Here is a 20622-nt window from a genome sequence, read left to right on the forward strand (position 1 = left end):
GTGATGATCGTGATTCCGGTTTTCGACGTTCAGAGATGGAGCAACGGTCCCTGCGTGATAGTACGGGCGGCAGGTGAGCTGGACATGGCGGTCGCGCCCCGGCTCCGGGCCGAGGTGGACCGCGCCCTGGAGACCCCGGAGCACCCGTGCCTGGTGATGGACCTGACCGAGGTGCCGTTCTGCGACTCGGTGGGCCTGGGCATCCTGGTGGGCGCGCTCACCAGGATCAGGGACACCCACGGCCGCCTCATCCTGGTGGTGGGCCCCGGCATGATCACCCACCTGCTGACCATCACCAATCTCAACCGGCACTTCGAGACGTGCGGCAGCCTGCGCGAGGCCCTCGACGCGGCCGCCTGAGGCCCTGGGGCCGGGCGGTCCCGGCCGAGACCCTCTGAGGCGCGCCTGCGGCTTTCGCGTGTCACCGTGCGCCCGCTCTCCGGTCCGCCACCGCCGAAGACGCACCGCTCCCCAGCCCCGTCCGCCGGGCTCCCACGGCCACGCTCGGGACACGGCGGATTCCCGCCCCCTCGGCGTCTGATGTCCGTATGCTGAGCGCCTGCCCCCGCTGACGCCCGGGAGATCCGGGTGGCGCGGGACGGAGCGACTCAAGCGACTCAACGGCGCGGCTCGTCGCCGGACGCCAGTGGCCGCGGACAAACTGGGAACCTTCTTAACAGATACTTCCGGCCATACCCGAATATCAAGCGGACGTGTTTCACGATCCGCCATTTTTGCTGCAATGACCTGTTTGCGAAATCCCGAGAGTGCTCGACCATAGATAGCACAATTCATCATAGTCGCGACTTTTAGCCCATATGCGACGGTGGACCACCGGCCGAAATACTGTTCCAGTTGAGCCGTGCTTTTCTCCAGCCCTCTCGGGCACGAACGGCCTCACCCAGAGATGGACACGTCCGGCAACACCTCCTGACGATCTCCGGTGCGGCGTAAACTCACTGTATGAGCGCGGCACCCGAAGAGTACGACGACCTTCACCGCTTGGTTGACCGCTTGACCCTGAACCAGGCGCGAGCCCTGCGTGCCGTCGCCTTGGAACTCGTCGAAAGCGAACCACCACCTCCCGCCGAAACGCATGGCCGGCGCCGCCGACTGTCGTTCGCCGGAATCATCGCCGACGAGCCGGACAGCGCCCAACGCTCAGAGGAAATCCTCCTCGACCGGTTTCGGACCAGCTAGTGCTGATCTGCGACACCGGCCTCCTGTACGCAGCGATGAACCGTAAAGACCAGGATCACACCCGCTGCCTCGACCTCCTCGAAACCCACCCAGGCCCCCTGATCCTCCCCGGCCCGGTTCTGGCAGAAGTCTGCTGGCTCCTGGAATCACGGATAGGACCGGCAGCGGAAGCCAACTTCTTGCAGTCCATCGTGGACGGCGAACTGATCATGGAACCACTGACCATCGCCGATGTCGCCAGAATGAAAGCTCTGGTGGTGAAATACGCGAACTTCCTCCTGGGCACGGTGGACGCCGCCGTGATCGCAGTCGCGGAGAGACTCGGCGTCCAGGAGATCGCCAGCATCGACCACCGCCACTTCGGAGCGGTGAAGAACTCCCACGGCAGTCACTTCACACTGCTGCCATAACTGTCGGCCTCCTGCTGATAGGTCCTACGAGATCTGCTCCTGTCGCTCACGTCCCGTGTCGAAGAAGGCGTTGAGATACTCTTCCGGTTCGAGATCACTGTCTCGGAGAAGGGAGAAGATCTCCGTGCCCGACTCGATCACGTCGTCCACCAGCCGGTATGCCTGCGCCAGTCCCAGATACTCGAACGGGCTGTCAGCCACGTATTCGCCCGTCTCGTGCTCTGCCATGGCAATGGCCTCGTCGAACGAACCCGCCCTCCACAAGGTGACCCGCTCCTCGTAGGTGTCGTGTGGCGGGCCCCAGCGGAAGACACAGCGGACCGCGTACCAGCCGGTGTCAGAGGTCTCGATCATGAGGCAATGATGCCGGACGGCAACCCTTGTCCCGTCCTGACGGAACAGGATGGTTCCTGAGATCACCGCCCGGCTTCCATAGCCGGGCGGTTCTCCTTACTGAACAGCGCTCCCCCAGCTCAAGCCCTACTTGAGGAGCTGGCGGGCCATCACCATGCGCTGGATCTGGTTGGTGCCCTCGTAGATCTGGGTGATCTTGGCGTCGCGCATCATGCGCTCGACCGGGTAGTCGCTGGTGTAGCCGTACCCGCCGAGGAGTTGGACGGCGTCGGTGGTGATCTCCATGGCCGCGTCGGAGGCGGCGCACTTGGCGGCGCTGGAGAAGAACGTGAGGTCCTTCTGCGGCTCGCCGTGCATGGCCAGCTCCGACTTGGCGGCGGCGGCGTAGGTGAGCTGCCGGGCTGCCTCCAGCTTCATGGCCATGTCGGCGATCATGAACTGCACGCCCTGGAACTCGGCCACGGCCTTGCCGAACTGCTTGCGCTCCTTGACATAGCCCACCGCGTAGTCGAGCGCGCCCTGGGCGATGCCGAGCGCCTGGGCGGCGATCGTGATCCGGGTGTGGTCCAGCGTGGCCAGGGCGGTCTTGAAGCCGGTGCCCGGCTCACCGATCATCCGGGAGGCGGGGATGCGCACGTTCTCCAGGATGACCTGGCGGGTCGGGGAGCCCTTGATGCCGAGCTTCCTCTCCTTGGGCCCGAAGCTGACGCCCTCGTCGCCCTTCTCCACGACGAACGCGGAGATGCCCCGGGCGCCGGCGCCCGGCTCGGTCACGGCCATCACCGTGTAGTACTCCGACACGCCGGCGTTGGTGATCCACATCTTGGCGCCGTTGAGCACGTAGTGGTCGCCGTCGGCCACGGCGCGGGTCTTCATCGCCGCGGCGTCGCTGCCCGCCTCGGCCTCGGACAGAGCGTAGGAGAACATCGCCTCGCCCCGCGCGACCGGCGCCAGGTAGCGCTGCTTGACCTCCTCCGAGGCCGACAGCAGCAGCGGGACGGTGCCCAGCTTGTTGACGGCGGGGATCAGCGAGGACGACGCGCAGGCCCGCGCCACCTCCTCGATGACGATGACGGTCGCGAGGGCGTCGGCCCCCGTCCCGCCGTACTCCTCGGGGACGTGCACGGCGTGCATGTCGGCGGCGACGAGCGCCTTGTAGACGTCCCAGGGGAACTCCCCCGTCTCGTCTGCCTCGGCGGCACGAGGGGCGATCTTCTCGTCGGCAAGAGCGCGGACGGTCTCCCGGAGCATGTCGTGCTCTTCGGGCAGCGCGTAGAGAGGGAAGCTCATGGGCAAATAGTAGGACGTCCAACAAAGTCTGGACCGCTCCACCACATGTGATATGTATCCCTACCTGTTTGTGCAGGTGGCGAGCGCCAGGAGGGATACCGATACTCTGACGGCACATAATCGGGCAGAAGCGAAAGGAACACCAGTGGCCTACCGCCTGACGATGGTGGGAACCGGATACCTGGGTGCGACGACGTCCGCGTGCATGGCGGAGCTGGGCTTCGAAGTCCTCGGTGTCGACGTGGACGCGGAGAAGATCGCCCGGCTGCAGGCCGGGGATCTGCCCATCTACGAACCCGGTCTGCAAGAGGTCCTCAGGCGCAACCTCGCCAACGGGCGGCTGCGCTTCACCACCTCCTACGAGGAGGCCGGCGCCTTCGGCGACGTGCACTTCCTGTGTCTGGGCACCCCGCAGAAACCCGGTGAGTACGGAGCCGACGTCTCCTACCTGGACGCCGCGATCGAGTCGCTGGCCCCGCACCTGAAGCGCGAATGCCTGGTCCTGGGCAAGTCGACCGTCCCCGTGGGCACCGCCCAGCGCCTGGCCGACAAGCTGGCCCGGCTGGCCCCCATCGGCTCGGGGGCCGAGCTGGCGTGGAACCCCGAGTTCCTCCGCGAGGGCTTCGCCGTGAAGGACACCCTGTACCCCGACCGGATCGTGCTCGGCGTGGCCTCCGACAAGGCGGAGAAGGTCATGCGCGAGGTGTACGCCTCCATGCTGGAGATGGGCACCCCGATAGTGATCACCGACTACCCGACCGCCGAGCTGGTCAAGGTCGCCGCCAACGCCTTCCTGGCCACCAAGATCTCGTTCATCAACGCGATGGCCGAGGTCTGCGAGGCTTCGCACGCCGACGTCAAGCAGCTGTCACTGGCGCTCTCCTTCGACGACCGCATCGGCGGCAAGTTCCTCAACCCCGGTCTGGGCTTCGGCGGCGGCTGCCTGCCCAAGGACATCCGCGCGTTCATGGCCCGAGCCGGGGAGCTGGGCGCCGACCAGGCGCTGACCTTCCTGCGCGAGGTGGACGCGATCAACATGCGCCGCCGGGCCCGCATGGTCGACCTGGCCCGCGAGCTGGCCGGCGGCTCCTTCCGCGGCTGCACGGTCACCGTGCTCGGCGCGGCGTTCAAACCCAACTCCGACGACATCCGCGACTCCCCCGCCCTCGACGTCGCCGTCAAGATCAGCGAGCAGGGCGGCCGGGTCACCGTCTACGACCCCGTCGCCCAGGAGAACGCCCGGCGGGCCCACCCCGAGCTCTCCTACGGCGAATCCGCCCTGGAGGCGGCCCGCGACGCCCACGTGGTGCTGCTGCTGACCGAATGGCAGGAGTTCATCGACCTCGACCCCGAGACGCTCGGCGCCGTCGTGGCCACCCGCAAGATCGTCGACGGCCGCAACGCCCTCGACGCCGAAACCTGGCGCGCCTCCGGCTGGCACTACCGCGCCCTCGGCCGCCCGTAGTGAGCGGCTGAGGTCCCGCGTCTCTCGCCGGCCGTACGGCTCCGCCCGCTTGGCGCCACCCGCCGACCGGGGCGCGCTCCGTGGCGGCCCGCTCCTCCAGCGTGCGGAGCGGGCCGCCGCGACGCCTGCCCGGCATGGGCGCCGCTAGCGAGACGACTCCGAGCTCACGCCGGTCTGGGCGGGCCGGTGGTCATCGCCCGCTCCCATGCTTCCGAGGACGGCCAGGACGGCCACGGTGAGCCCGATGACGGCGCGTATCGCATTCCTCATGATTCTCAGCCTCCGAAACCCTGGAGGTCCCTCCCTTCCCCGAGAGCCGCCGCTTATCCTCGGTACGGCGGGCTGCTCCGACGGTGATCGGCTCGGTGCGGTCGTTGACGGGACCTGTTCCCCCTTCCGGCCTCCGAGGACGCCGGCAGCCTCCGGAGACGCCGGACAGCTCCACAAGAGCCCGTCGGACCGGGGAGCCGAGGATCCGTCGGACAGGGGATCCGTCGGACCAGGGAGCCGAGACGCCGGGCGGCTCCGCGGGAGCCCTTCGGACCGTCGAACCAGGGAACCGTCGAACCAGGGAACCGGGGAACCGTCGAACCGGGGAACCGCCCTACCGGACGGGGACGCGCAGCGGAGGGTACTGGGCGATCTTGACCTGTGCCGACGAGGCGCCGGCGGGCAGCGCGAAGAGGCTCCAGAACTCCTTCGTCCGGCCCGGAGCGATCTTCTCCGTGCCCACTCGGACGCCCGCCAGCTCGGTGCAGGCGCAGTAGGCGTCGGTCCTGTCGCCGGTCTGCACCATGATCCTGCCCGGAAGGTACTGCCGCCGGGTGGCGGGGTCCGTCAACCGCACGTTGGCGGCGGCCTGGTACTTGTACGACATCCATTCGGCGGAGCGGTTGAGCTCGTGGTGCCACGCCTCCGCGTCGCCGTCGTTGGTGATCTTGTAGGTGAGGACGCCCAGATCGCCGGGGAGCCGCCGCAGGCCGGTCACCTCCAGGGTGAACGGCTGCCCGCCGTCCTTCCCCTGCGCCGTGAGGCCGCGTCCGCCCGGCGCCGGGTCCGCCTCGGGAGTGGTCGCGGGCCGCGTCTCGGCGGGCCGCGGCTTGGCGAACGTCACGGTGACGCGCCGGTTGCGCCGCCGTCCCTCCTCGTCCTCGTTGCCGTAGAGCGGCCGGCGCGAGCCGTACCCCTTCGCCTGGAAACGTACCCCTGTCCTGGTCAGCAGGCCGGACAGGGCGCGCTGCACGGACTGGGCCCGGCGCTGGGAGAGCGGGTCGTTGATGGCGTCGGTGCCCGAGGAGTCGGCGTGCCCCTCGACCGTGATCGTGGCGCCCTCGGAGGCGTCGATCAGCTTGGCCGTACGCGTGAGCACGGCCCTGGACCGGGGCGTCAGGTCGGCCCTGTTCAGCGCGAACAGCACGTCGGAGGAGAGGTTGACGTGCAGATCCTTGCCGTCGTCGGTGGTCTCCTCCGACCTGTCGGGCGACTCCGACGGCGTCATGATCCGGTGGCTGACCACGGTGACCGGCTGAGCCTCGGGGTCGGGGAAGGTCTGCCCGGGAGGCGGCGCGACGGGCTCGTCGCTGATCGGCACGTCCATCATGGGCGGGCCGAGCGGGGTGACGACGGTGGTGGTGGCCGGGTTCCCCGAGGGGGCGGGCAGAACGGCGTAGACGGACAGCGACTCGCCGGGCTTGATGAAATAGCCGAGGTCGTCACGCCGCTCGTCGCTGCACAGGCACGGGCTGTCGGCCGGCTTGTACGGCAGCAGCCAGCGGCGCGCGGCCGCGTCCAGCACGCCGATGCCCGAAGCCCAGCGGATCTCGCCGAGCGGGCGGGTGTTGTCCCCCAGCTCCCCGGTCCAGGAGATGTTCTCGTCGGTGCCGGTGTTGGAGAGCCTGAGCTGGACCACGAGGTGCTTGCCCGCGACCCGGTTCAGGCCGACGACCTCGGCCGTGTAGGCCGAGGTATGGGTGCTCCGCGTGCTCGCCAGCGCGGGGCGGGTGTCCGCTCCGGCGCCGGTCGGCGAGGAGGCGGTGGCCGTCGTCTCAGGGGCCGCCGGCTGTGCGGGCACGGCCCCGGTGGGGCTCGCCGCGACCGTCCCGGACTGGCGTTCCTCGCCGCCGCCGCCCTGCGGGACACCCGTCAGCCCGCATGACGTCAGCATGACCGTCGCCATCGTCACGGCCGCGAGCGGCGCCGGCTTCCTCACCATGGTGGGCTCCTCATCCTCGGGCGCGGGGGAAGCCCTCAGGCTAGTGAGCCGACCTTCAGGATCCGTATAGCCCCCCACCACCCCGGGAGAAGCCCCGGAGTCGCCGGGCGAGCACGCCCGGTCCGCGCTGATCCTCCAGCACGGCGGAGCGGAGGCCCGGCGCGCCTCGATCGCCCTCCACACGTGGCGGGGTCTCCTCCACCTGCGGGTCTTTCCGTACGGCTCCACCTGCGGGTCTTTCCGTACGGCGCCGTCGCGCAGAATTTCGAGGAGTTCGTGAGCCGCCTGCTCCAGCTCAACGGGGAGATCACCGCAGGCCAACGTCCGTATGCCTCGGTCGGCACCAAGGACGATCAGGGCACTCTGGATATCGGGGTCTGAGGCCGTAGTTGATGAAGGCCCCCGTCGTGAACGGGAGCCTTCACCAACTGGTCAGTTGTCGAACTCGCCGAGCTTCACGCCGCCGACGAAGGCGTCCCACTCCGACTGGGTGAAGAACAGTTTCGGGCCTTCGGGGTTCTTGGAGTCGCGCAGCACGTACAGGGAACCGAGGCCCGCCTTATGGCCGACACCGGGGGTGTCCACCACAGCCACCTCGACGCAGTTGCCGCCGTTGTCACCGCTGAGCGATGCCTTGTGCCAGACGGCCGTGCTCAGGTCTGCTTCCATGTCGTCATCACCTTCGCCATGAGGTCGATGCTCGCCCTTGGGGGCAGGGCCTCGGTACGGAGCTCTTCAAAACGGGTGCAGATCTCCGCCACGTCGCGGGGTGGTCGGTGACGTGCCCTTCGACGGCGTAGTCCACGTAGACAGTATCCGCGCTCTCTTGGCGCTCGCTATCGCGAACGCCCCACTCAGCCCGGCCGTGACAGTGATATCTCCGGGCGCGATCTGGACTGATATGTAACGTTTGTCCTCCATCGTCGCCATCGCCGGCAGGGGGCTCCGACTCCTCCGACGCCTGACCGTGCCGGCCTCTGCGGCACCCTCCTGGCCGCTTGGTCACCGCGTGAGCGAAACGAGCCCGCACCGCACCGGGCGCTCCGAGCTCGACGTGCGGGTCACCGGAAATCCGGACCAGGAGATCGAGACTCCCGACGGGAGCGGCTACCTGGAGGCCGCAGCGGCTTTCACCGGTAAGTACAACGGCAGGAAGGTCAGTGGCGAGAACTACGTCGAGATGACCGGCGAGTGGAACTCCTGACTACCGGCGAAGCCATCCTCGCCTGACGCAATCCGACCTCACCCCGGGATCGACCACTGATCCCGGGGTGAACCATGGGGAGAAGACGGCCTCAGTCGGGGGAGTGCAGGACAGTGTGCAGCAGCTGGACGAGCTGGTCGCCGTCTTGCGGGTCGAGCCGGGCTGTCGCAGGCGTCAGTGCGCGTCGGACCTCGCCGTACACCTGCTCCGCCAGTTCCAGGCCGGCGGGGGTGAGGAACACATCGACGACGCGGCGGTCTTGAGGGTTTTTGCCCCTGGCCACCAGCCCCCGGCGTTCGGCACGGTCGATGAGGCCGGACAGGGTCGATTTGTCCAGGCCGAGGAACGCGGCAAGCTCGGTCATGCGTGGGCGGCGGTCGCGGAGGATGCCGAGGACCCGCAGTTGGGTGAGTGAGAGGTCGCGCTCGGCTCCGATGCGGGTGAGCACGCCCACCACCTGGAAGGTGCTGCGGACGAGGGCATCCACGAGGGCGTCGGAAGTCATGTGCCCACGCTACTCGCCATGCTTTGTACTACAAACTACTGGGCTGGAAGGCCGGCTCACTCAGCGCGTCCCGCGTTCCTCCGGGGCTGTTCTCAGGCCGCGCAGGGCGTAGTAGGCGCGGGGCTGCACGGTGTCCGGGGTCGAGGGACAACGGGACAGTCATTAGCGGTACGGGCTGTTCGAGCAGGTCAGGGCGGTGCACGACCGGCAGTGTCGAGTCGGCTTTTCGGCCCGGACACGGCGGGACAGTCCGGCGCGGCAACACGATCTTCAGTGTTTCCACAGGTCGCGGCGGCCATCCGCACCATGATCCATCGCACCGCCAATGGCTGTCCCCGCGTTCCTCGACCCCGGCCTACCAGAAATCCTCCGGCTGTCTTCCAGCTCAAGGGGACGATCAGGGGGGTGGCCGTCATGGGACGGCGGGTTCTGCGATCTTCGCTAATGCCCACAGTCCCTCCAGCACCTCGACCGAGGTGGGCGCGTTCGCCGGATCGCGGAGGCTCTGTGTCATCACGCCGGCCATCAGCGCTGTCTGAATCATGCCGAGCGTGCGGGCGGAATGCTCGGAGACGCTCTCCTCCGGCACACTTTGCAGGATTCCGGCCATGCCGCGCCAGCCTTCGGCGACGCCGCCGGCCCGCGATCGAGCAGGCCTATGGCAAGAAGGCCGGCGCCGTCAAGGAGGGTGGCGCGTACCCCAACAACCTGAAGATCACGGATGAGGCCTTCGCGCCGACCTCTGACGACCTGCTTCAGGGACGGTTCCTCGTGCTGCGCCGCGGCGAGAAGTCGATCGGCGGCGTTGTCATCGGCCCTGACGTGGATGGGGATGTCAGGCGGGCAGATGCCGGGGCGTGGCCGTGGTGGAGGGCGCGGAGACCTCGACCACGGTGCCGGTGTGACGGGCGTGTTCGGCTGCCCAGACGACGTGGTGGGAGGCGATCGACTCCTGCGGGCCGGAGGTGATGAGGGTGTGGTTGCCGGTGGCGACGGCGGCCAGGAAGGCGCGGATGAGTTCGGTGTCGGCGCCGCCGTGGCCGTCGGCCGCCGAGGCGCCGCCGTCGGGATCGAAGTCGATGATCTCCTGGCTGTCGGTGAGGAAGTCGTGGACGGTGAGGGTGCGGCCGTCGCCGTCGATGCTGCCGAGGGTGCCGAAGACCCGGGTCTTGCGGAAGTCGAGGGCGGTGAAGGCGGTCATGGTGAAGGAGGCGGTGACGCCACCGTCGTATTCGAGGTTGACGACCTGGTGGTCGACGACGTCGTTGCGCCCGGCGTAGACGCAGGTGCCGTACGGGCCGTCCTGAAGTGCCTTGCGCAGCCCCTCAGGGGTGGGGTCGTCGGTCAGGACGCCGAGCGGCCACTGCCGGTAGACGGGGTCGTGGAGGAAACGTTCGTAGATGCGGAGTGCGGAGTAGGCGCAGGAGGGTTCCACGGGGCAGTCCAGGCAGCGGGTGGTCGCGCCGGGCGGGCGGTTGTCCGGCCGGAAGTGGAACAGGCCGCCGAAGGAGGAGACGCGGGTGACGGGGCGGCCGATGATGTGGCCCAGCCAGTCGATGTCGTGGCTGGATTTGGCCAGCAGCATCGACGACGATTCGGCTTCGACGGCCCATTGGCCACGCACGTAGGAGTGGGCATGGTGCCACCAGCCGACCGGTTCGAGGTGTTCGACGCTGACGATCTGGCCGATGCGGCCGGAGTCGGTGATGGCCTTGAGACGGCGGGAGTAGGGGGTGTAGCGCAGCACGTGGCAGACGGCCAGCAGCACGTCGTTGTCTACGGCGGCGGCCACGATGCGCTCGGCGTCGGACGGGGTGGGCGCCATGGGCTTTTCCAGCAGCAGGGCGTAGCCGCGTTCGGCCAGTGCCACGGCCGGGTCGGCGTGCAGCCGGTCCGGGGTGGCGATGATGGCGGCGTCGGCCAGGCGCGGCTGGGCGGCCAGCTCTTCCCAGACGGGGTAGACGTGCTCGGCCGGGACGGCGAACTCGGCGGCGATCGCCGCGCGGCGGGCCGGATCCGGGTCGGCGATGGCCACCACCTTGCCGGTGCCTTCGGCGGCGGCGATGCGCGCATAGGCGGTCCCGCGTGCTCCGGCCCCCACGATCGCCAGAGTGACAGTCATGAAGATTTCCCCCTATTTGACGGCGCCGGCGAGGATGCCCTTGACGAAGTGGCGCTGGAAGAACAGGTAGAGCAGGACGATCGGGGTGATGATGATGATCGTGCCGGCGGACAGCAACGGGATGTTCTTGCCGAACTGCTGGACGAACTTGCCCAGCCCGGACGGCGCGGTGCGCATGGCGGGGTCCTGGATGAGGATCAGCGCCAGCAGGAAGTGGTTCCAGGCCCACATGAAGTACAGCAGGCCGAGCGTGGTCAGCGCGGGCCAGGCGGTGGGCAGCAGCACCCGGGTGAGCACCCGACTGCTGGAGGCGCCGTCCATCTGAGCGGCCTCGGTGAGCTCCTTGGGCAGCGATTCGAAATGGCTGCGCATCCAGAACACGCCGAACGGCATGAACGCGCCGATCAGCGGCAGGATGACCGCCCAGTAGCTGTTGAGCAGGCCGATCGAGCGCAGGTCGTAGTAGAGCGGAATGACGATCGCTTCGTACGGCAGCGCCAGGCCGAGCATGAGCAGCGCGAACAGCGGCCCCTTGGCGCGCAGCTCCATGGTGGCCATGCCGTATCCGGCGAGGGTGGCCAGGACGAGGGAGAGCGGCACGACGCCGAGGGCGATGACGGCGCTGGATTTGAGCAGCGCGGCGAAACCCGCACTGCTCCAGGCGGTGGCGAAGTTCTCCCAGTGCGGGTCGCTCGGCCACTCCAGGCCCGGGGTGAGGTTCGACTCGGGCTGCAGGGCGGCGCTGAGGATCGCCAGGAACGGCAGCACGACGCTGGCGGCGGCCGTGAGCAGCGCCAGCCGGGTCAGGTGTCGGCTCATGTCTCATCGCTCCCTGGTCAGGCGGTTGAGCCCGTACATGACCGCGCAGGTCAGCAGGCTCAGCACGGTGGCCAGCGCGCACGCGGTGCCGACCCGGCCGGCGGTGAAGACGAGCTGATAGATCTGCACTCCGGGGACCATGGTGGTGTAGCCGGGGCCGCCGCCGGTCATCACGTAGACCACGTCGAAGCTGGCCAGGGCGGCGATGACGGTGACGGTCGCGGCCACGGCGATCTCCTTGCGCAGCCCGGGCACGGTGACGTGCCAGAACTCGCGGATCGGGCCGCAGCCTTCGACCTTGGCCGCCTCGTACAGCGAGGGTTCGATCTTGCCGATGCCCGACAGCAGCAGCAGGAAGCACAATCCGGTGCTGACCCAGGTGCCGACCAGGCCCACGGCGGGGTAGGCGAGGGTGAAGTCGCCCAGCCAGGAGCTGTCCAGGCCGAGCGGGCCGTCGGCGCTGTAGATCCATTTCCAGATGACGCCGACGGCGACCAGTGGCAGGACCTGCGGCAGGAACAAGATCGTGCGGATGAGCGGCATGGCCTTCCACGGGGTCGCGGCCACCAGCGCGGCCAGCACCAGGCCGATCCCGATCGGCAGGACCGAGTAGAAGACGATGAAGCCGAAGGCGTGCAGCAGGGAGCTACGCAGGGCGGGGTCGGCGAAGACCTCGATGTAATTGGCCAGGCCGGCCCAGGTGGCCACGCCGATGCCGTTCCATTCCCACAGGGAGATCCAGAGGCTGTGCAGCCAGGGAACGATGACGAAGGCGGCGTAGAAGACAAGCGCGGGCAGCACGTACAGCAGCGGCGTCAGCCTGCCCCGGCGACGCCGGCGCGGCCGGAGGGCGGTTTCCCGTCCGGCCCGGTGCGCCGGCAGCACGGCGGTGTCAGCCATGGGTCTTGGCCCACTCGTCCTGGATGGCGGTGATGAAGCCGGCCGGGTCGTTCTTGCCACCGATCAGCTCCTGGGTGGCGGCGGTCAGTTTGTCGTTCATGGTGGCGGTGGCGTTGTTGTTGAAACCGACCAACCCGTCGTCAGTGTTGACCTTGGTCCAGGCGGCCGCGATGTCGGCCATCACGGTGCCGGTCTCGGGCTTGGCGGCGGCCGGGTCGGCGGGCATGAAGCCGGCCTTGAACTCCTCGGCCGAGGCCTCGGGCGAGTGCAGGAAGTCCAAGAACGCCGCGGCGGCATCGGGGCTCTTGCTCTTGGCGGAGATCGCGTACGCCACGGAGGTGCCGATGGCGGTTGCCTTGGCGCCGGGGAAGGCGAAGAAGCCGGCCTCGGCCTTCAGCCCGTCGCCGATCTTGGCGGCGTCCCAGTTGCCGTCGATGAAGAAGACGCCCTCGCCCTTGATGAACTTGGTCGCCGCGCCCTGCAGGTCGACGCCGTTGGCGTCCTTGGGCAGGTAGCCCTTCTGGGCCCAGTCGAGCAGCTTCTGCGCGCCCGAGCGGTTGCCCGCGGTGTCGAAGCTGGCGCCCTTCTGGCCGAAGGTCCACTTCGCGGCGTTCTCGGCGCCGTCCTGCGACTGGCCGATGAGCTGGACGGTGAAGGAAGCGTGGCCCTGGGCGTTGCCGAGCTGCAGCGGCAGCTCGCCGGCGGCCTTGGCCTTGGCGAGGGCGGCCTCGAAGTCGGCCGGCGTGGCCGGCGGGGCGGTGATGCCGAGCTTGGCGGCCTTGGCCTTGTTGTAGTAGACGCCCACGATGGAGAAGCCGGCCGGGGCGGCGTACAGGTCGCCGCTGCCCAGCGTGCTGCCGTCGGCGGCCACCCGCCACTGGGCCAGCTGAGTGCTGGGGTAGGCCTTGTCCCAGCCGTAGGCCTTCTCATAGGCGGCCAGGTTGCGCACCAGCCCGTCCTTGACGGTGGTGCCCACCGAGTTGAGCAGCGCGATGTCCGGCGCCTGGTCGGAGGTCAGCGACAGGTTGAGGCTCTTGTTGTAGTCGTCGTAGTTGGTGTCGGTGTAGTTGATCGTGATGTTGGGGTGCTTGGCCTGGAAGGCGGTGATGATCGCCTTGATCGCGGCGCCGGACTCCGGCGTGGAGACCAGTGACAGTGTCACCTTCTCGGCGGGGGCGCCGGTCTGCACCGGGCCGCTGGGCTGCGCGGCGGGCGCGCTCGTGCTGCCTGGCGCGCAGGAGGCGGTCAGCGTGGCCACGGCCGCGATGGTGAGCATCTTGTGGATCTTCATGAGGGTCTTTCGGTAGGGTGGCAGGCCGGTAGCGTCCGCACGCCGAATGGCCGCAAAGTGGATACGAAAGAAATTTTCTTTCGATATGGTGGGGGTGCTCCCGGCCATTCGTCAAGAGGTGTCGATGACGATCAGACCCACCCTGCCCGGCGGAGACCAGAGTGCTCTGCGGCATCTGAACACCCGGCGCGTACTGCAGGTCCTCTGCGACGGCCCGCCGCTGACGATCAGCGGGGTCGCCCAGGTCGCCGGCCTGTCCCGGCCGACGGCCCAGGCCATTCTCACCACGCTGACCGACTCCGGCCTGCTGCGTCCCGACGGGCACGACATCGTCAAGACCGGCGGCCGCCCTGCCCAGCGCTACCGCTTCAACGCCGCCGCGGGCCTGCTGGCCGGCATCGACATCGGTGCTCATGCGGTCTCGGTGCGGATCGCCGACCTCAACGGCGTCCTGCAGGCCGGCATGCGCCGCGTCATCCCCGCCGACCTGCCGGCGGATGAGCGCCTGCAGACCGCGCTCACCCTGCTCGATCGGGCCCTGTCGGATCAAAGCGCGTCCGGCCAGACCACGCGGCTGTGGGCGGCCGGCGTGGGCACTGCGGGCATCGTCGACTCCGGCGGAGCGGTACGGCTCAGCGTCGCCATTCCCGGTTGGACCGGGGTGGACCTGGCCGAGGAGATCGGCCGGCGGCTGGACTGCCCGGTCGTGGCCATGAAGGACGCCAACCTGGCCGTCCTGGCCGAACACCGCCACGGCGCCGGCCGCGAGGTCTCCCACATCCTGTACGTGCACGCAGGACACCGGCTCGGCGTCGGCCTGCTCATCGACGGCCGCCCCTTCACCGGCGGCACCGGCGCGGCGGGCGAGATCGGCCGCCATCCCGGCCTCGGCTGGGAGGACGCGCCGGCACGACTCCTGGCCGCCGCGGGCGCAGACGCCATCGAAGCGGCCTTCGCCCGTGCCCGGCACGGCGAGCAGAGGGCGCTGAGCGCCGTGGACGGCTTCGCCCAGGCGCTCGCCAACGGCATCGGCGCCATGGTCCTGGCCATGGACCCGCGGCTCATCGTGATCGGTGGCGGCGTGGCCAAGGCGGGCACGACGGTGCTCGACCCCATCGCCCGGCACCTGGCCTCCATCTGCTACGAGGTACCCGACCTGCAGATTTCCGCCCTCGGCGAGGACGCGGTGACCATCGGCGCCATCGAGGTGGCCCGTGACCGGGTACGAGTGGAGTTGTTCGCGGACTCTTGACGCCGCAGGGTTCCCATCGCCACCGTTCCGAACGGAACTTTCTTACGAAGATCCGCGTGATTGTGGAGGGTCCTCCCCAGCTCTGGCTCTCCGACATGGGCGATCATCTCGGGCAGCCTGGCGAGTCGGCTCCGGATCTCTTCGACTTCCGCTCGGTCGGTGGCGGCGGATTGCCTGATCGTGGCCGCGTCCCGTACCACTCGGTGCCAGCGGGCCACCAACTCGGTGTGCTGGCGCCACAGGGTGACCGGCGCCGCGCCCTGCCTCCACTCCTCGAAGTCCGGGGTCGGGGAACAACGGGACAGTCATTAGCGGTACGGGCTGTTCGAGCAGGTCAGGGCGGTGCACGACCGGCAGTGCCGAGTCGGCTTTTCGGCCCGGACACGGCGGGACAGTCCGGCGCGACAACACGATCTTCAGTGTTTCCACAGGTCGCGGCGGCCATCCGTACCATGATCCATCTCACCGCCAATGGCTGTCCCCGCGTTCCTCGACCCCGGATGCCTCGCCGACAGGAGGGATGTCTGTTCCCCCGTGAGAGGGATGGCAGAGATCGCTCCCGTCGGCGATTACTTCCGGCGGGTGAAAATCCAGGATTAAGGGCGTAAGCACCCCTGCCAAGGAGCCCCGGATGAACCCGCGTATCGCCTTCATTGCCGCCCCACTGCTCACCCTCGCCTACGGCGTGATCCGGATTCTTGACGGGCTCGACGGCAGTCGTGGTCCCGGCCTCGCCTGGACCACCGGCCATCTGGCCTTCATCGCGGCGATGGGGCTGTTCGTGTACGTCTTCTGGCAGATGCGCCGGATGGCAGGAGGAAACGCCCTGTCCACTGTGATCGCAGTGATCGCCACCGCCGGCGCCCTCGCGCTGGCCACGCAGTTCACCATCGACGTCGTGGCTGGGCTGCTGTCCGTCGACAACCTGAGCATGAGCCTTCTCACCCGCGAGATCCGCGACACCCCGGGGGTCACCCTCGCGGCCTACGACATCGGCCCGTATCTCTTCTACGTCGGCCAGTTCGCTCTCGTCGTCCAGCTCGCCGTCATGCGCCGGATCAAGGTGTGGACGCCCTTGCTGGTCCTGTGCGACCTCATCATGCCGAACATCGACAAGGACCTCATCCCGCTCGGCGCCATCCTCCTGCTCGTCTCCTTCGCCTCCATCTCCCACCGAGCCACTTCGGCCGCCTCCCGTCCGGCCCCCTCGGCTACCGAGCCCATCCCGACCCTGGTATGAGGAAGCGCACTGACCGGCAGGCCACCTGGCCTGCCGGTTTCGCGGCTGCCGCACCACGTGGATTCGCGTCACCGGTAGCCGGCGGGTCGCGGGTCGGTCGATGGTCCCGCCGTCCGGAGGCGTACGGCTCAGCCGCCGAGCTGGGGTTTCGCCTCCTAGTCGTGCATGTTCCCGGAAGTCGTGGCCGTCTCCGCTTCCGAGAACACGACCTTCTCGGAAGTCCGATGACCTGCGCGGACCGGCCCACCTTGGGGCTGGAGACACTTTCGGGAGGAGGACGCCCTCAGGGGGCGAGCACCACTCGGCCGGATCGCCGACGCTTCTCCCGCCGGTCCGGCGCCCTCGGTTTCTCGTGATCTATCCGGACAGGTGTTTCCGAAGTACCGTTCAGTTGTTGTGTACCGGACCATCGCTCCGCCGTACCTTCACCGACGCGCGTCCGAAGGACGAGCCGGGGCACCGAGGAGGCCACCATGGTGTCGATGCAGGACATCGCCAAGGAGGTCAAGGCGACCGCCGAGATCATCGACACCGTGTCCAAGATCCTGGCGGACGCGTCACGCTCGGCGGTGATCGAGGTGAACAACGCGACGAGCCGCACGCTTCGCCGGTTGCGCAGTGCCCACGCGCACGGCGTGTTCGCGAAGCTGCCCGCCGACTCCATCGGCCCCTTCCAGTCCGACGTCTTCGGCTCCAAGAGCAGCGAAGGGGGCATCGCGACGGGGACGACCGGGCTCATCGTCTACGGCCTCGACGACGAGGGAACAGCGCTCAAGATCTCATGGGTGGTCCCGTTCATCGGCGGCAACGAGGCCAGAGCCGAGGTGACGGGGCCGAACGCCGGCTTCTACGTGTGCCGGGGTGAGATCTCCGGTGGCAACAAGAAAGTGGCCGCCCGCTTCGCGATAGGGGAGAACGCGGCCCTCAGCCCACGTGTCTCGGACTGGCGCACCTGCGGGGAGTGCAAGACGCTGTTCTTCGCGCTCGACGCCGGCCGCTGCCCGGGCAACGTGACGCGGGGCCGGCGGCCCCCGATCGTCATAGGCGAGGACGGGCAGCTGTTGAACGAGCCCCGCTACGGCGCCCACCAGGCCGCAGGCCTCATCTTCCGGTTGCCGTTCGGTGTCCCGGGGCCGAACCGCGAGTCCGGATGGCGCAAGTGCGCCCGGTGCAAGGCGCTCTTCTTCGACGGGTTCGAGGACAAGAAGGGCGCCTGCCCGAAGTGGTCGGCGCCCCGGCCCGGTCACGTGGCGGAGGCCGGTGGGCACGACTTCCTCCTGCCGTTCGACATGCCCCTCAGGCCGGGGCAGCAGAACGACTGGCGCTTCTGCGACCGGTGCTTCGTGCTGTTCTACTGGCCGCACAACGCCGACGGCAACTGTGCGGCCGGCGGCAGGCACCACCCGCATCCCTTCAACTACGTGCTCGATCATCTGTGAACTCTCCGTTTCATCATCGATGAGGTCACCACGCGTCCTGGCCTTCCCCTGGTCGTCCTTGTGGACCGGCGTAGTGCGCTACGGAGCGGCTGTCGAGGAGTTCACCAGCGCCATTCGAGCAGATCAGGGCGGTGCACGACCAACAGTGCCGAGTCAGCTTTTCGGCCCGGACACGGCGGGACAGCCCGGCGAGATAACACGATCTTCAGTGTTTCCACAGGTCGCGGTGACCATCCACACCACGATCTCCATGGTTTCAAAGGCGCCCGCCGATGGCGGGCGCCGCCTCATTTCCGGGCCCGTTTATATGAGCGCAAGATCTACGAGGCGTTGCCGAAAGAATCCGGGCGGTCCGAGTACACCCCGTGACATGGGAAAACGCACAGGCAAGGACGACTCAGCCCATATCAGTTCGCAGCGGCGATTGGTCGAGGCCGAGCTCAAGACGTGTCGCGACACCCACGCCGGTGGCGCCGGCCGGTGTGCGGACACTGCGGCGCCTACCCCCGACCCGGAGGTGTGACCGCGAGCGCCTGGCCGTCGTGGGCCTGGGTGGTTGTCGGGGCTTGAGCGATCAGCCAGCCCAGTCTCGGCCACCGCTCGGTCTCAGGGCAGTCCGAGCCGTTCCCGGGCATCTTGGTACGGTTGTTGCAGGCCCCCCAGAGGTAGCGCGGCTACGAGGGGGACAAATGGCCGAGCCGTTCGCGCAAGGGAAGTGGGCGCAAGAGGCAGAGGCGAAACTGCCCGATCGTCGGCGGAAAGAGGAGATCGAGCGGTCGCTCGATCTTGGCCTGTCGGCTGCGGACTCCATCAAGGACCGTACGATTCCGACGTTCTCCCGTGGGGAGATACCGCATTTCGCCGGTGAACGAGGGACCTTCATGAAGTCTCCGTTCCTGGAGAACGTCCACGAGGTCGGTGACGCCGAGGTAGCGATCTTCGGCGTTCCGCTGGACGCCGGCACCACCTACCGGCCTGGTGCGCGGTTCGGGCCGCAGGGCATCCGGCGGGCCACGAACCTGTTCGGCACCTACAACTTCGAACTCGGTGTTGACCTGCGGGAACAGCTGAACCTCGTCGACATCGGCGACGTCGTCACGATCCCCGGCAACCTCGAAAAATCCTTCGACCAGATCGACAAGGCCATCAGCCATGTCGCCGCTGCGGGAGTCATGCCCGTGGTGCTGGGCGGAGACCATTCCATCGGATACCCGACCATCCGCGGCCTGGCCCCCCACATCGACGGCAACATCGGGATCATCCACTTCGACCGGCACGTCGACACCCAGGAGAGCGACCTGGACGAACGGATGCACACCACGCCCTTCTTCCATGCGACCAACATCAAGAACGCGCCGGCCGTCAACCTCGTGCAGATCGGCATCGGCGGCTGGCAGTCTCCGCGCCAAGGCGTGAAGGTCGGCCGCGGCCGGGGAACCACGATCATGACGGTGGGAGACGTCGAACGTGTCGGCATCGAGAAGATCGCCGAGACTGCCCTGGAGCTCGCCTGGAAGGGCGCCAAGGCCGTCTACCTGTCTTTTGACATCGACGTCATCGACGCCGGGTTCGTGCCTGGAACCGGCTGGCCGGAGCCGGGAGGGCTGCTGCCTCGAGAGGCGTTGGGCCTGGTGCGCCTGGTATCCGTGCCCGGCCTCGCGGGGATCGAGGTCGTGGAGTGCTCGCCGCCCTACGACTGGGCCGAACAGACATCCTTGATCAGCGCCCGGGTTGTCCTGGATTCCCTCGCCACCATGGTCGCCTCAGGCAAGCTGGGGCGCCGGGCCGCCACCCGCACCAGAGAAGCATGGGGCCCCTACCCGAGCAGCACACAGACCTCGCAGACTTCCACCGGTCCGGGGCCCGCCTGATAGGCGTCCTCCTCCCCGAAGGCGTCCCCAGCCCCGCAGTAGGTCGATCGTTGCAGGTCATCCCTGCAGGCCGGTCGTTTTTGACCCGGCGGCAGGTGAATGCCGCCACGCCCAGTGGATGGGCCAGGTGGACCTCGGCGCCTGCCGTCTGCGGTCATGGACACCAGCACGCTGCGGTGACGGTGCGGGTCCATTCCCAGCTACTGGGTGCCGTCGTAGTCTGTCCTCATCAGGGGCCTCCCTCGTCGTGAGGACGTGTGACAACCCCAGCATCCGTCTCCGGGTTCTGGGGACGCCACGGGGAGCGGAGGCCCCGCTCCTTCATCACAGCAGAGATAGGTTCGTTGGATTTTCGGCGATTACTGCGAGAAGCCCAGGACGACGCGACGCCACCTGAACCGCCTCGAAAAGGCTGCGGCGTGCTGGGTGCCGTCGCGGGGCCGGTGCCTCAGGTCTTCCTTCTGCCGCCCCGGCTGGGCTGGGGGGAGGAGGCCGCCGAGGCTTTCTGGCCATCGGTCCGGCCCTGGCCGGTGGTGCGCTGCTCCAGGGCTTTGAAGATCTCCGGAGCCAGTGCCTCGGCCAGCGCGGGCGCCAGGGCGTCGGCCAGGGTGGAGGCGAAGACCTCGGCGATCAGAAGCCGTTCGATCGTCGATGCTTTCGAGCCGGCCTGCGATGACACGAGGGCCGTTTCGATCAACGCCGTTATGGAGTCCCCGCCGCGTGCGCGGGTCTTCGTGGACTGGGCGGCCTCGCTGAATATGTCGCGGATGAGATCGTCGATCAACGACTCCACCGGCTCGGCTCCGGCCGGTTTGCCGTTCTCCTCCGTCGCCATGGGGTGCTCCTTTACGGTTGGGGTGAACCATCCCCCGGCCGCCGCTCTCGCGGCGGCCGGGGACGACGTCCTTACCTGCGGTCTGGAGGTTTGCCGCTATCGGCCCGCGAGCGCGGCCAGCAGCAGCGGATGCTCGATCCCACTGCCCTCCTCGCCCCCCTCGCCGCGACGGGCCAGAGCCGCCAGCAGCAGCGGATGCTCGAAGATGCCTCC

The 20622-nt window shown here is 68.3% G+C and carries 21 protein-coding genes; 9 read left to right on the top strand and 12 right to left on the bottom strand.

Going from position 1 to position 20622, the window contains the following annotated elements; genetic code table 11:
* The first annotated feature begins 3 nt into the window (after positions 1–3).
* From BM085_RS00685 to BM085_RS00695, 3 genes are all read left to right on the top strand, one after another.
* A complete protein-coding gene (locus tag BM085_RS00685) occupies positions 4–360 on the top strand; it encodes an STAS domain-containing protein (RefSeq protein WP_281249798.1) in 357 nt (118 codons plus the stop codon).
* A 603-nt stretch (positions 361–963) separates the two neighbouring features.
* Complete coding sequence (locus BM085_RS42575; protein WP_143120752.1) at positions 964–1200, top strand: hypothetical protein; 237 nt, start codon at positions 964–966, stop codon at positions 1198–1200.
* On the top strand, positions 1200–1610 hold the full coding sequence (locus tag BM085_RS00695; RefSeq protein ID WP_093885108.1) for a type II toxin-antitoxin system VapC family toxin: 411 nt from the start codon (positions 1200–1202) through the stop codon (positions 1608–1610). Before BM085_RS42575 ends, BM085_RS00695 begins: the two co-directional genes overlap by 1 nt.
* 24 nt (positions 1611–1634) lie before the next feature.
* Here the strand turns inward: BM085_RS00695 and BM085_RS00700 are convergent, their stop codons facing one another.
* Positions 1635–1964, bottom strand: coding sequence for a hypothetical protein (locus tag BM085_RS00700; RefSeq protein ID WP_093885357.1), 330 nt, complete (start codon positions 1962–1964; stop codon positions 1635–1637).
* A 126-nt stretch (positions 1965–2090) separates the two neighbouring features.
* Entirely contained in the window at positions 2091–3254 is a 1164-nt protein-coding gene (locus BM085_RS00705; RefSeq protein ID WP_086574783.1) for an acyl-CoA dehydrogenase family protein, read from the bottom strand.
* Positions 3255–3399: 145 nt separating this feature from the next.
* Here BM085_RS00705 and BM085_RS00710 point away from each other — a divergent pair, with 145 nt between their 5' ends.
* A complete protein-coding gene (locus BM085_RS00710; protein ID WP_093885109.1) occupies positions 3400–4719 on the top strand; it encodes a UDP-glucose dehydrogenase family protein in 1320 nt (439 codons plus the stop codon).
* Between the two features lie 144 nt (positions 4720–4863).
* Here BM085_RS00710 and BM085_RS46685 read toward each other — a convergent pair whose 3' ends face one another.
* The 3 genes from BM085_RS46685 to BM085_RS00725 all read right to left on the bottom strand — a co-directional run bounded on the left by BM085_RS46685 (position 4864) and on the right by BM085_RS00725 (position 7600).
* On the bottom strand, positions 4864–4989 hold the full coding sequence (locus BM085_RS46685) for a hypothetical protein (protein ID WP_281249799.1): 126 nt from the start codon (positions 4987–4989) through the stop codon (positions 4864–4866).
* A 334-nt stretch (positions 4990–5323) separates the two neighbouring features.
* Complete coding sequence (locus BM085_RS00715) at positions 5324–6931, bottom strand: OmpA family protein (protein WP_093885110.1); 1608 nt, start codon at positions 6929–6931, stop codon at positions 5324–5326.
* A gap of 432 nt (positions 6932–7363) precedes the next feature.
* Positions 7364–7600 carry a DUF397 domain-containing protein gene (locus BM085_RS00725; RefSeq protein ID WP_093885112.1) on the bottom strand — a complete coding sequence of 79 codons (237 nt, stop codon included), beginning with the start codon at positions 7598–7600 and terminating at the stop codon, positions 7364–7366.
* 340 nt (positions 7601–7940) lie between these two features.
* Between BM085_RS00725 and BM085_RS42580 the strand changes: the two genes are divergently transcribed.
* Positions 7941–8135, top strand: a complete 195-nt coding sequence (locus BM085_RS42580) for a hypothetical protein (RefSeq protein WP_177244902.1) — start codon at positions 7941–7943, stop codon at positions 8133–8135.
* Between the two features lie 91 nt (positions 8136–8226).
* Here BM085_RS42580 and BM085_RS00735 read toward each other — a convergent pair whose 3' ends face one another.
* The 6 genes from BM085_RS00735 to BM085_RS00755 all read right to left on the bottom strand — a co-directional run bounded on the left by BM085_RS00735 (position 8227) and on the right by BM085_RS00755 (position 13772).
* Positions 8227–8640, bottom strand: a complete 414-nt coding sequence (locus BM085_RS00735) for a MarR family winged helix-turn-helix transcriptional regulator (protein WP_093885114.1) — start codon at positions 8638–8640, stop codon at positions 8227–8229.
* A 412-nt stretch (positions 8641–9052) separates the two neighbouring features.
* Positions 9053–9250: a hypothetical protein gene (locus BM085_RS44110; protein ID WP_177244903.1), complete on the bottom strand. Its 198-nt coding sequence runs from the start codon at positions 9248–9250 to the stop codon at positions 9053–9055.
* 225 nt (positions 9251–9475) lie between these two features.
* On the bottom strand, positions 9476–10762 hold the full coding sequence (locus tag BM085_RS00740) for a Gfo/Idh/MocA family protein (RefSeq protein ID WP_093885115.1): 1287 nt from the start codon (positions 10760–10762) through the stop codon (positions 9476–9478).
* Between the two features lie 12 nt (positions 10763–10774).
* A complete protein-coding gene (locus BM085_RS00745; RefSeq protein ID WP_093885116.1) occupies positions 10775–11581 on the bottom strand; it encodes a carbohydrate ABC transporter permease in 807 nt (268 codons plus the stop codon).
* 3 nt (positions 11582–11584) lie between these two features.
* The gene (locus tag BM085_RS00750) at positions 11585–12481 is read right to left on the bottom strand and encodes a carbohydrate ABC transporter permease (RefSeq protein WP_093885117.1); all 897 of its coding nucleotides are present in this window, start codon (positions 12479–12481) and stop codon (positions 11585–11587) included.
* Entirely contained in the window at positions 12474–13772 is a 1299-nt protein-coding gene (locus tag BM085_RS00755; RefSeq protein ID WP_177244904.1) for an ABC transporter substrate-binding protein, read from the bottom strand. The genes BM085_RS00750 and BM085_RS00755 overlap by 8 nt, the downstream gene beginning before the upstream one ends.
* 124 nt (positions 13773–13896) lie before the next feature.
* Here BM085_RS00755 and BM085_RS00760 point away from each other — a divergent pair, with 124 nt between their 5' ends.
* From BM085_RS00760 to BM085_RS00775, 4 genes are all read left to right on the top strand, one after another.
* A complete protein-coding gene (locus BM085_RS00760) occupies positions 13897–15024 on the top strand; it encodes an ROK family transcriptional regulator (RefSeq protein WP_177244905.1) in 1128 nt (375 codons plus the stop codon).
* Positions 15025–15655: 631 nt separating this feature from the next.
* Positions 15656–16264: a hypothetical protein gene (locus BM085_RS00765; RefSeq protein WP_093885120.1), complete on the top strand. Its 609-nt coding sequence runs from the start codon at positions 15656–15658 to the stop codon at positions 16262–16264.
* A gap of 473 nt (positions 16265–16737) precedes the next feature.
* On the top strand, positions 16738–17703 hold the full coding sequence (locus BM085_RS00770; RefSeq protein WP_093885121.1) for a hypothetical protein: 966 nt from the start codon (positions 16738–16740) through the stop codon (positions 17701–17703).
* 689 nt (positions 17704–18392) lie between these two features.
* The gene (locus tag BM085_RS00775) at positions 18393–19574 is read left to right on the top strand and encodes an agmatinase family protein (protein WP_093885122.1); all 1182 of its coding nucleotides are present in this window, start codon (positions 18393–18395) and stop codon (positions 19572–19574) included.
* Between the two features lie 448 nt (positions 19575–20022).
* On the opposite strand, the gene BM085_RS00780 is transcribed toward BM085_RS00775, so the two are convergent.
* Complete coding sequence (locus BM085_RS00780; RefSeq protein ID WP_093885123.1) at positions 20023–20409, bottom strand: hypothetical protein; 387 nt, start codon at positions 20407–20409, stop codon at positions 20023–20025.
* Positions 20410–20622 lie beyond the last annotated feature (213 nt).

This window comes from Streptosporangium canum (assembly GCF_900113865.1).
In the GTDB taxonomy this organism is placed as follows: domain Bacteria; phylum Actinomycetota; class Actinomycetes; order Streptosporangiales; family Streptosporangiaceae; genus Streptosporangium; species Streptosporangium canum.

Bases quoted from the DNA above. Each gene is read 5' to 3' on its own strand.
- BM085_RS00685 (WP_281249798.1), top strand. From the start codon at position 4: ATGATCGTGATTCCGGTTTTCGACGTTCAGAGATGGAGCAACGGTCCC.
- BM085_RS42575 (WP_143120752.1), top strand. From the start codon at position 964: ATGAGCGCGGCACCCGAAGAGTACGACGACCTTCACCGCTTGGTTGAC.
- BM085_RS00700 (WP_093885357.1), bottom strand. From the start codon at position 1,964: ATGATCGAGACCTCTGACACCGGCTGGTACGCGGTCCGCTGTGTCTTC.
- BM085_RS00705 (WP_086574783.1), bottom strand. From the start codon at position 3,254: ATGAGCTTCCCTCTCTACGCGCTGCCCGAAGAGCACGACATGCTCCGG.
- BM085_RS46685 (WP_281249799.1), bottom strand. From the start codon at position 4,989: ATGAGGAATGCGATACGCGCCGTCATCGGGCTCACCGTGGCCGTCCTG.
- BM085_RS00715 (WP_093885110.1), bottom strand. From the start codon at position 6,931: ATGGTGAGGAAGCCGGCGCCGCTCGCGGCCGTGACGATGGCGACGGTC.
- BM085_RS00725 (WP_093885112.1), bottom strand. From the start codon at position 7,600: ATGGAAGCAGACCTGAGCACGGCCGTCTGGCACAAGGCATCGCTCAGC.
- BM085_RS00735 (WP_093885114.1), bottom strand. From the start codon at position 8,640: ATGACTTCCGACGCCCTCGTGGATGCCCTCGTCCGCAGCACCTTCCAG.
- BM085_RS44110 (WP_177244903.1), bottom strand. From the start codon at position 9,250: ATGGCCGGAATCCTGCAAAGTGTGCCGGAGGAGAGCGTCTCCGAGCAT.
- BM085_RS00740 (WP_093885115.1), bottom strand. From the start codon at position 10,762: ATGACTGTCACTCTGGCGATCGTGGGGGCCGGAGCACGCGGGACCGCC.
- BM085_RS00745 (WP_093885116.1), bottom strand. From the start codon at position 11,581: ATGAGCCGACACCTGACCCGGCTGGCGCTGCTCACGGCCGCCGCCAGC.
- BM085_RS00750 (WP_093885117.1), bottom strand. From the start codon at position 12,481: ATGGCTGACACCGCCGTGCTGCCGGCGCACCGGGCCGGACGGGAAACC.
- BM085_RS00755 (WP_177244904.1), bottom strand. From the start codon at position 13,772: ATGAAGATCCACAAGATGCTCACCATCGCGGCCGTGGCCACGCTGACC.
- BM085_RS00760 (WP_177244905.1), top strand. From the start codon at position 13,897: ATGACGATCAGACCCACCCTGCCCGGCGGAGACCAGAGTGCTCTGCGG.
- BM085_RS00765 (WP_093885120.1), top strand. From the start codon at position 15,656: ATGAACCCGCGTATCGCCTTCATTGCCGCCCCACTGCTCACCCTCGCC.
- BM085_RS00770 (WP_093885121.1), top strand. From the start codon at position 16,738: ATGGTGTCGATGCAGGACATCGCCAAGGAGGTCAAGGCGACCGCCGAG.
- BM085_RS00775 (WP_093885122.1), top strand. From the start codon at position 18,393: ATGGCCGAGCCGTTCGCGCAAGGGAAGTGGGCGCAAGAGGCAGAGGCG.
- BM085_RS00780 (WP_093885123.1), bottom strand. From the start codon at position 20,409: ATGGCGACGGAGGAGAACGGCAAACCGGCCGGAGCCGAGCCGGTGGAG.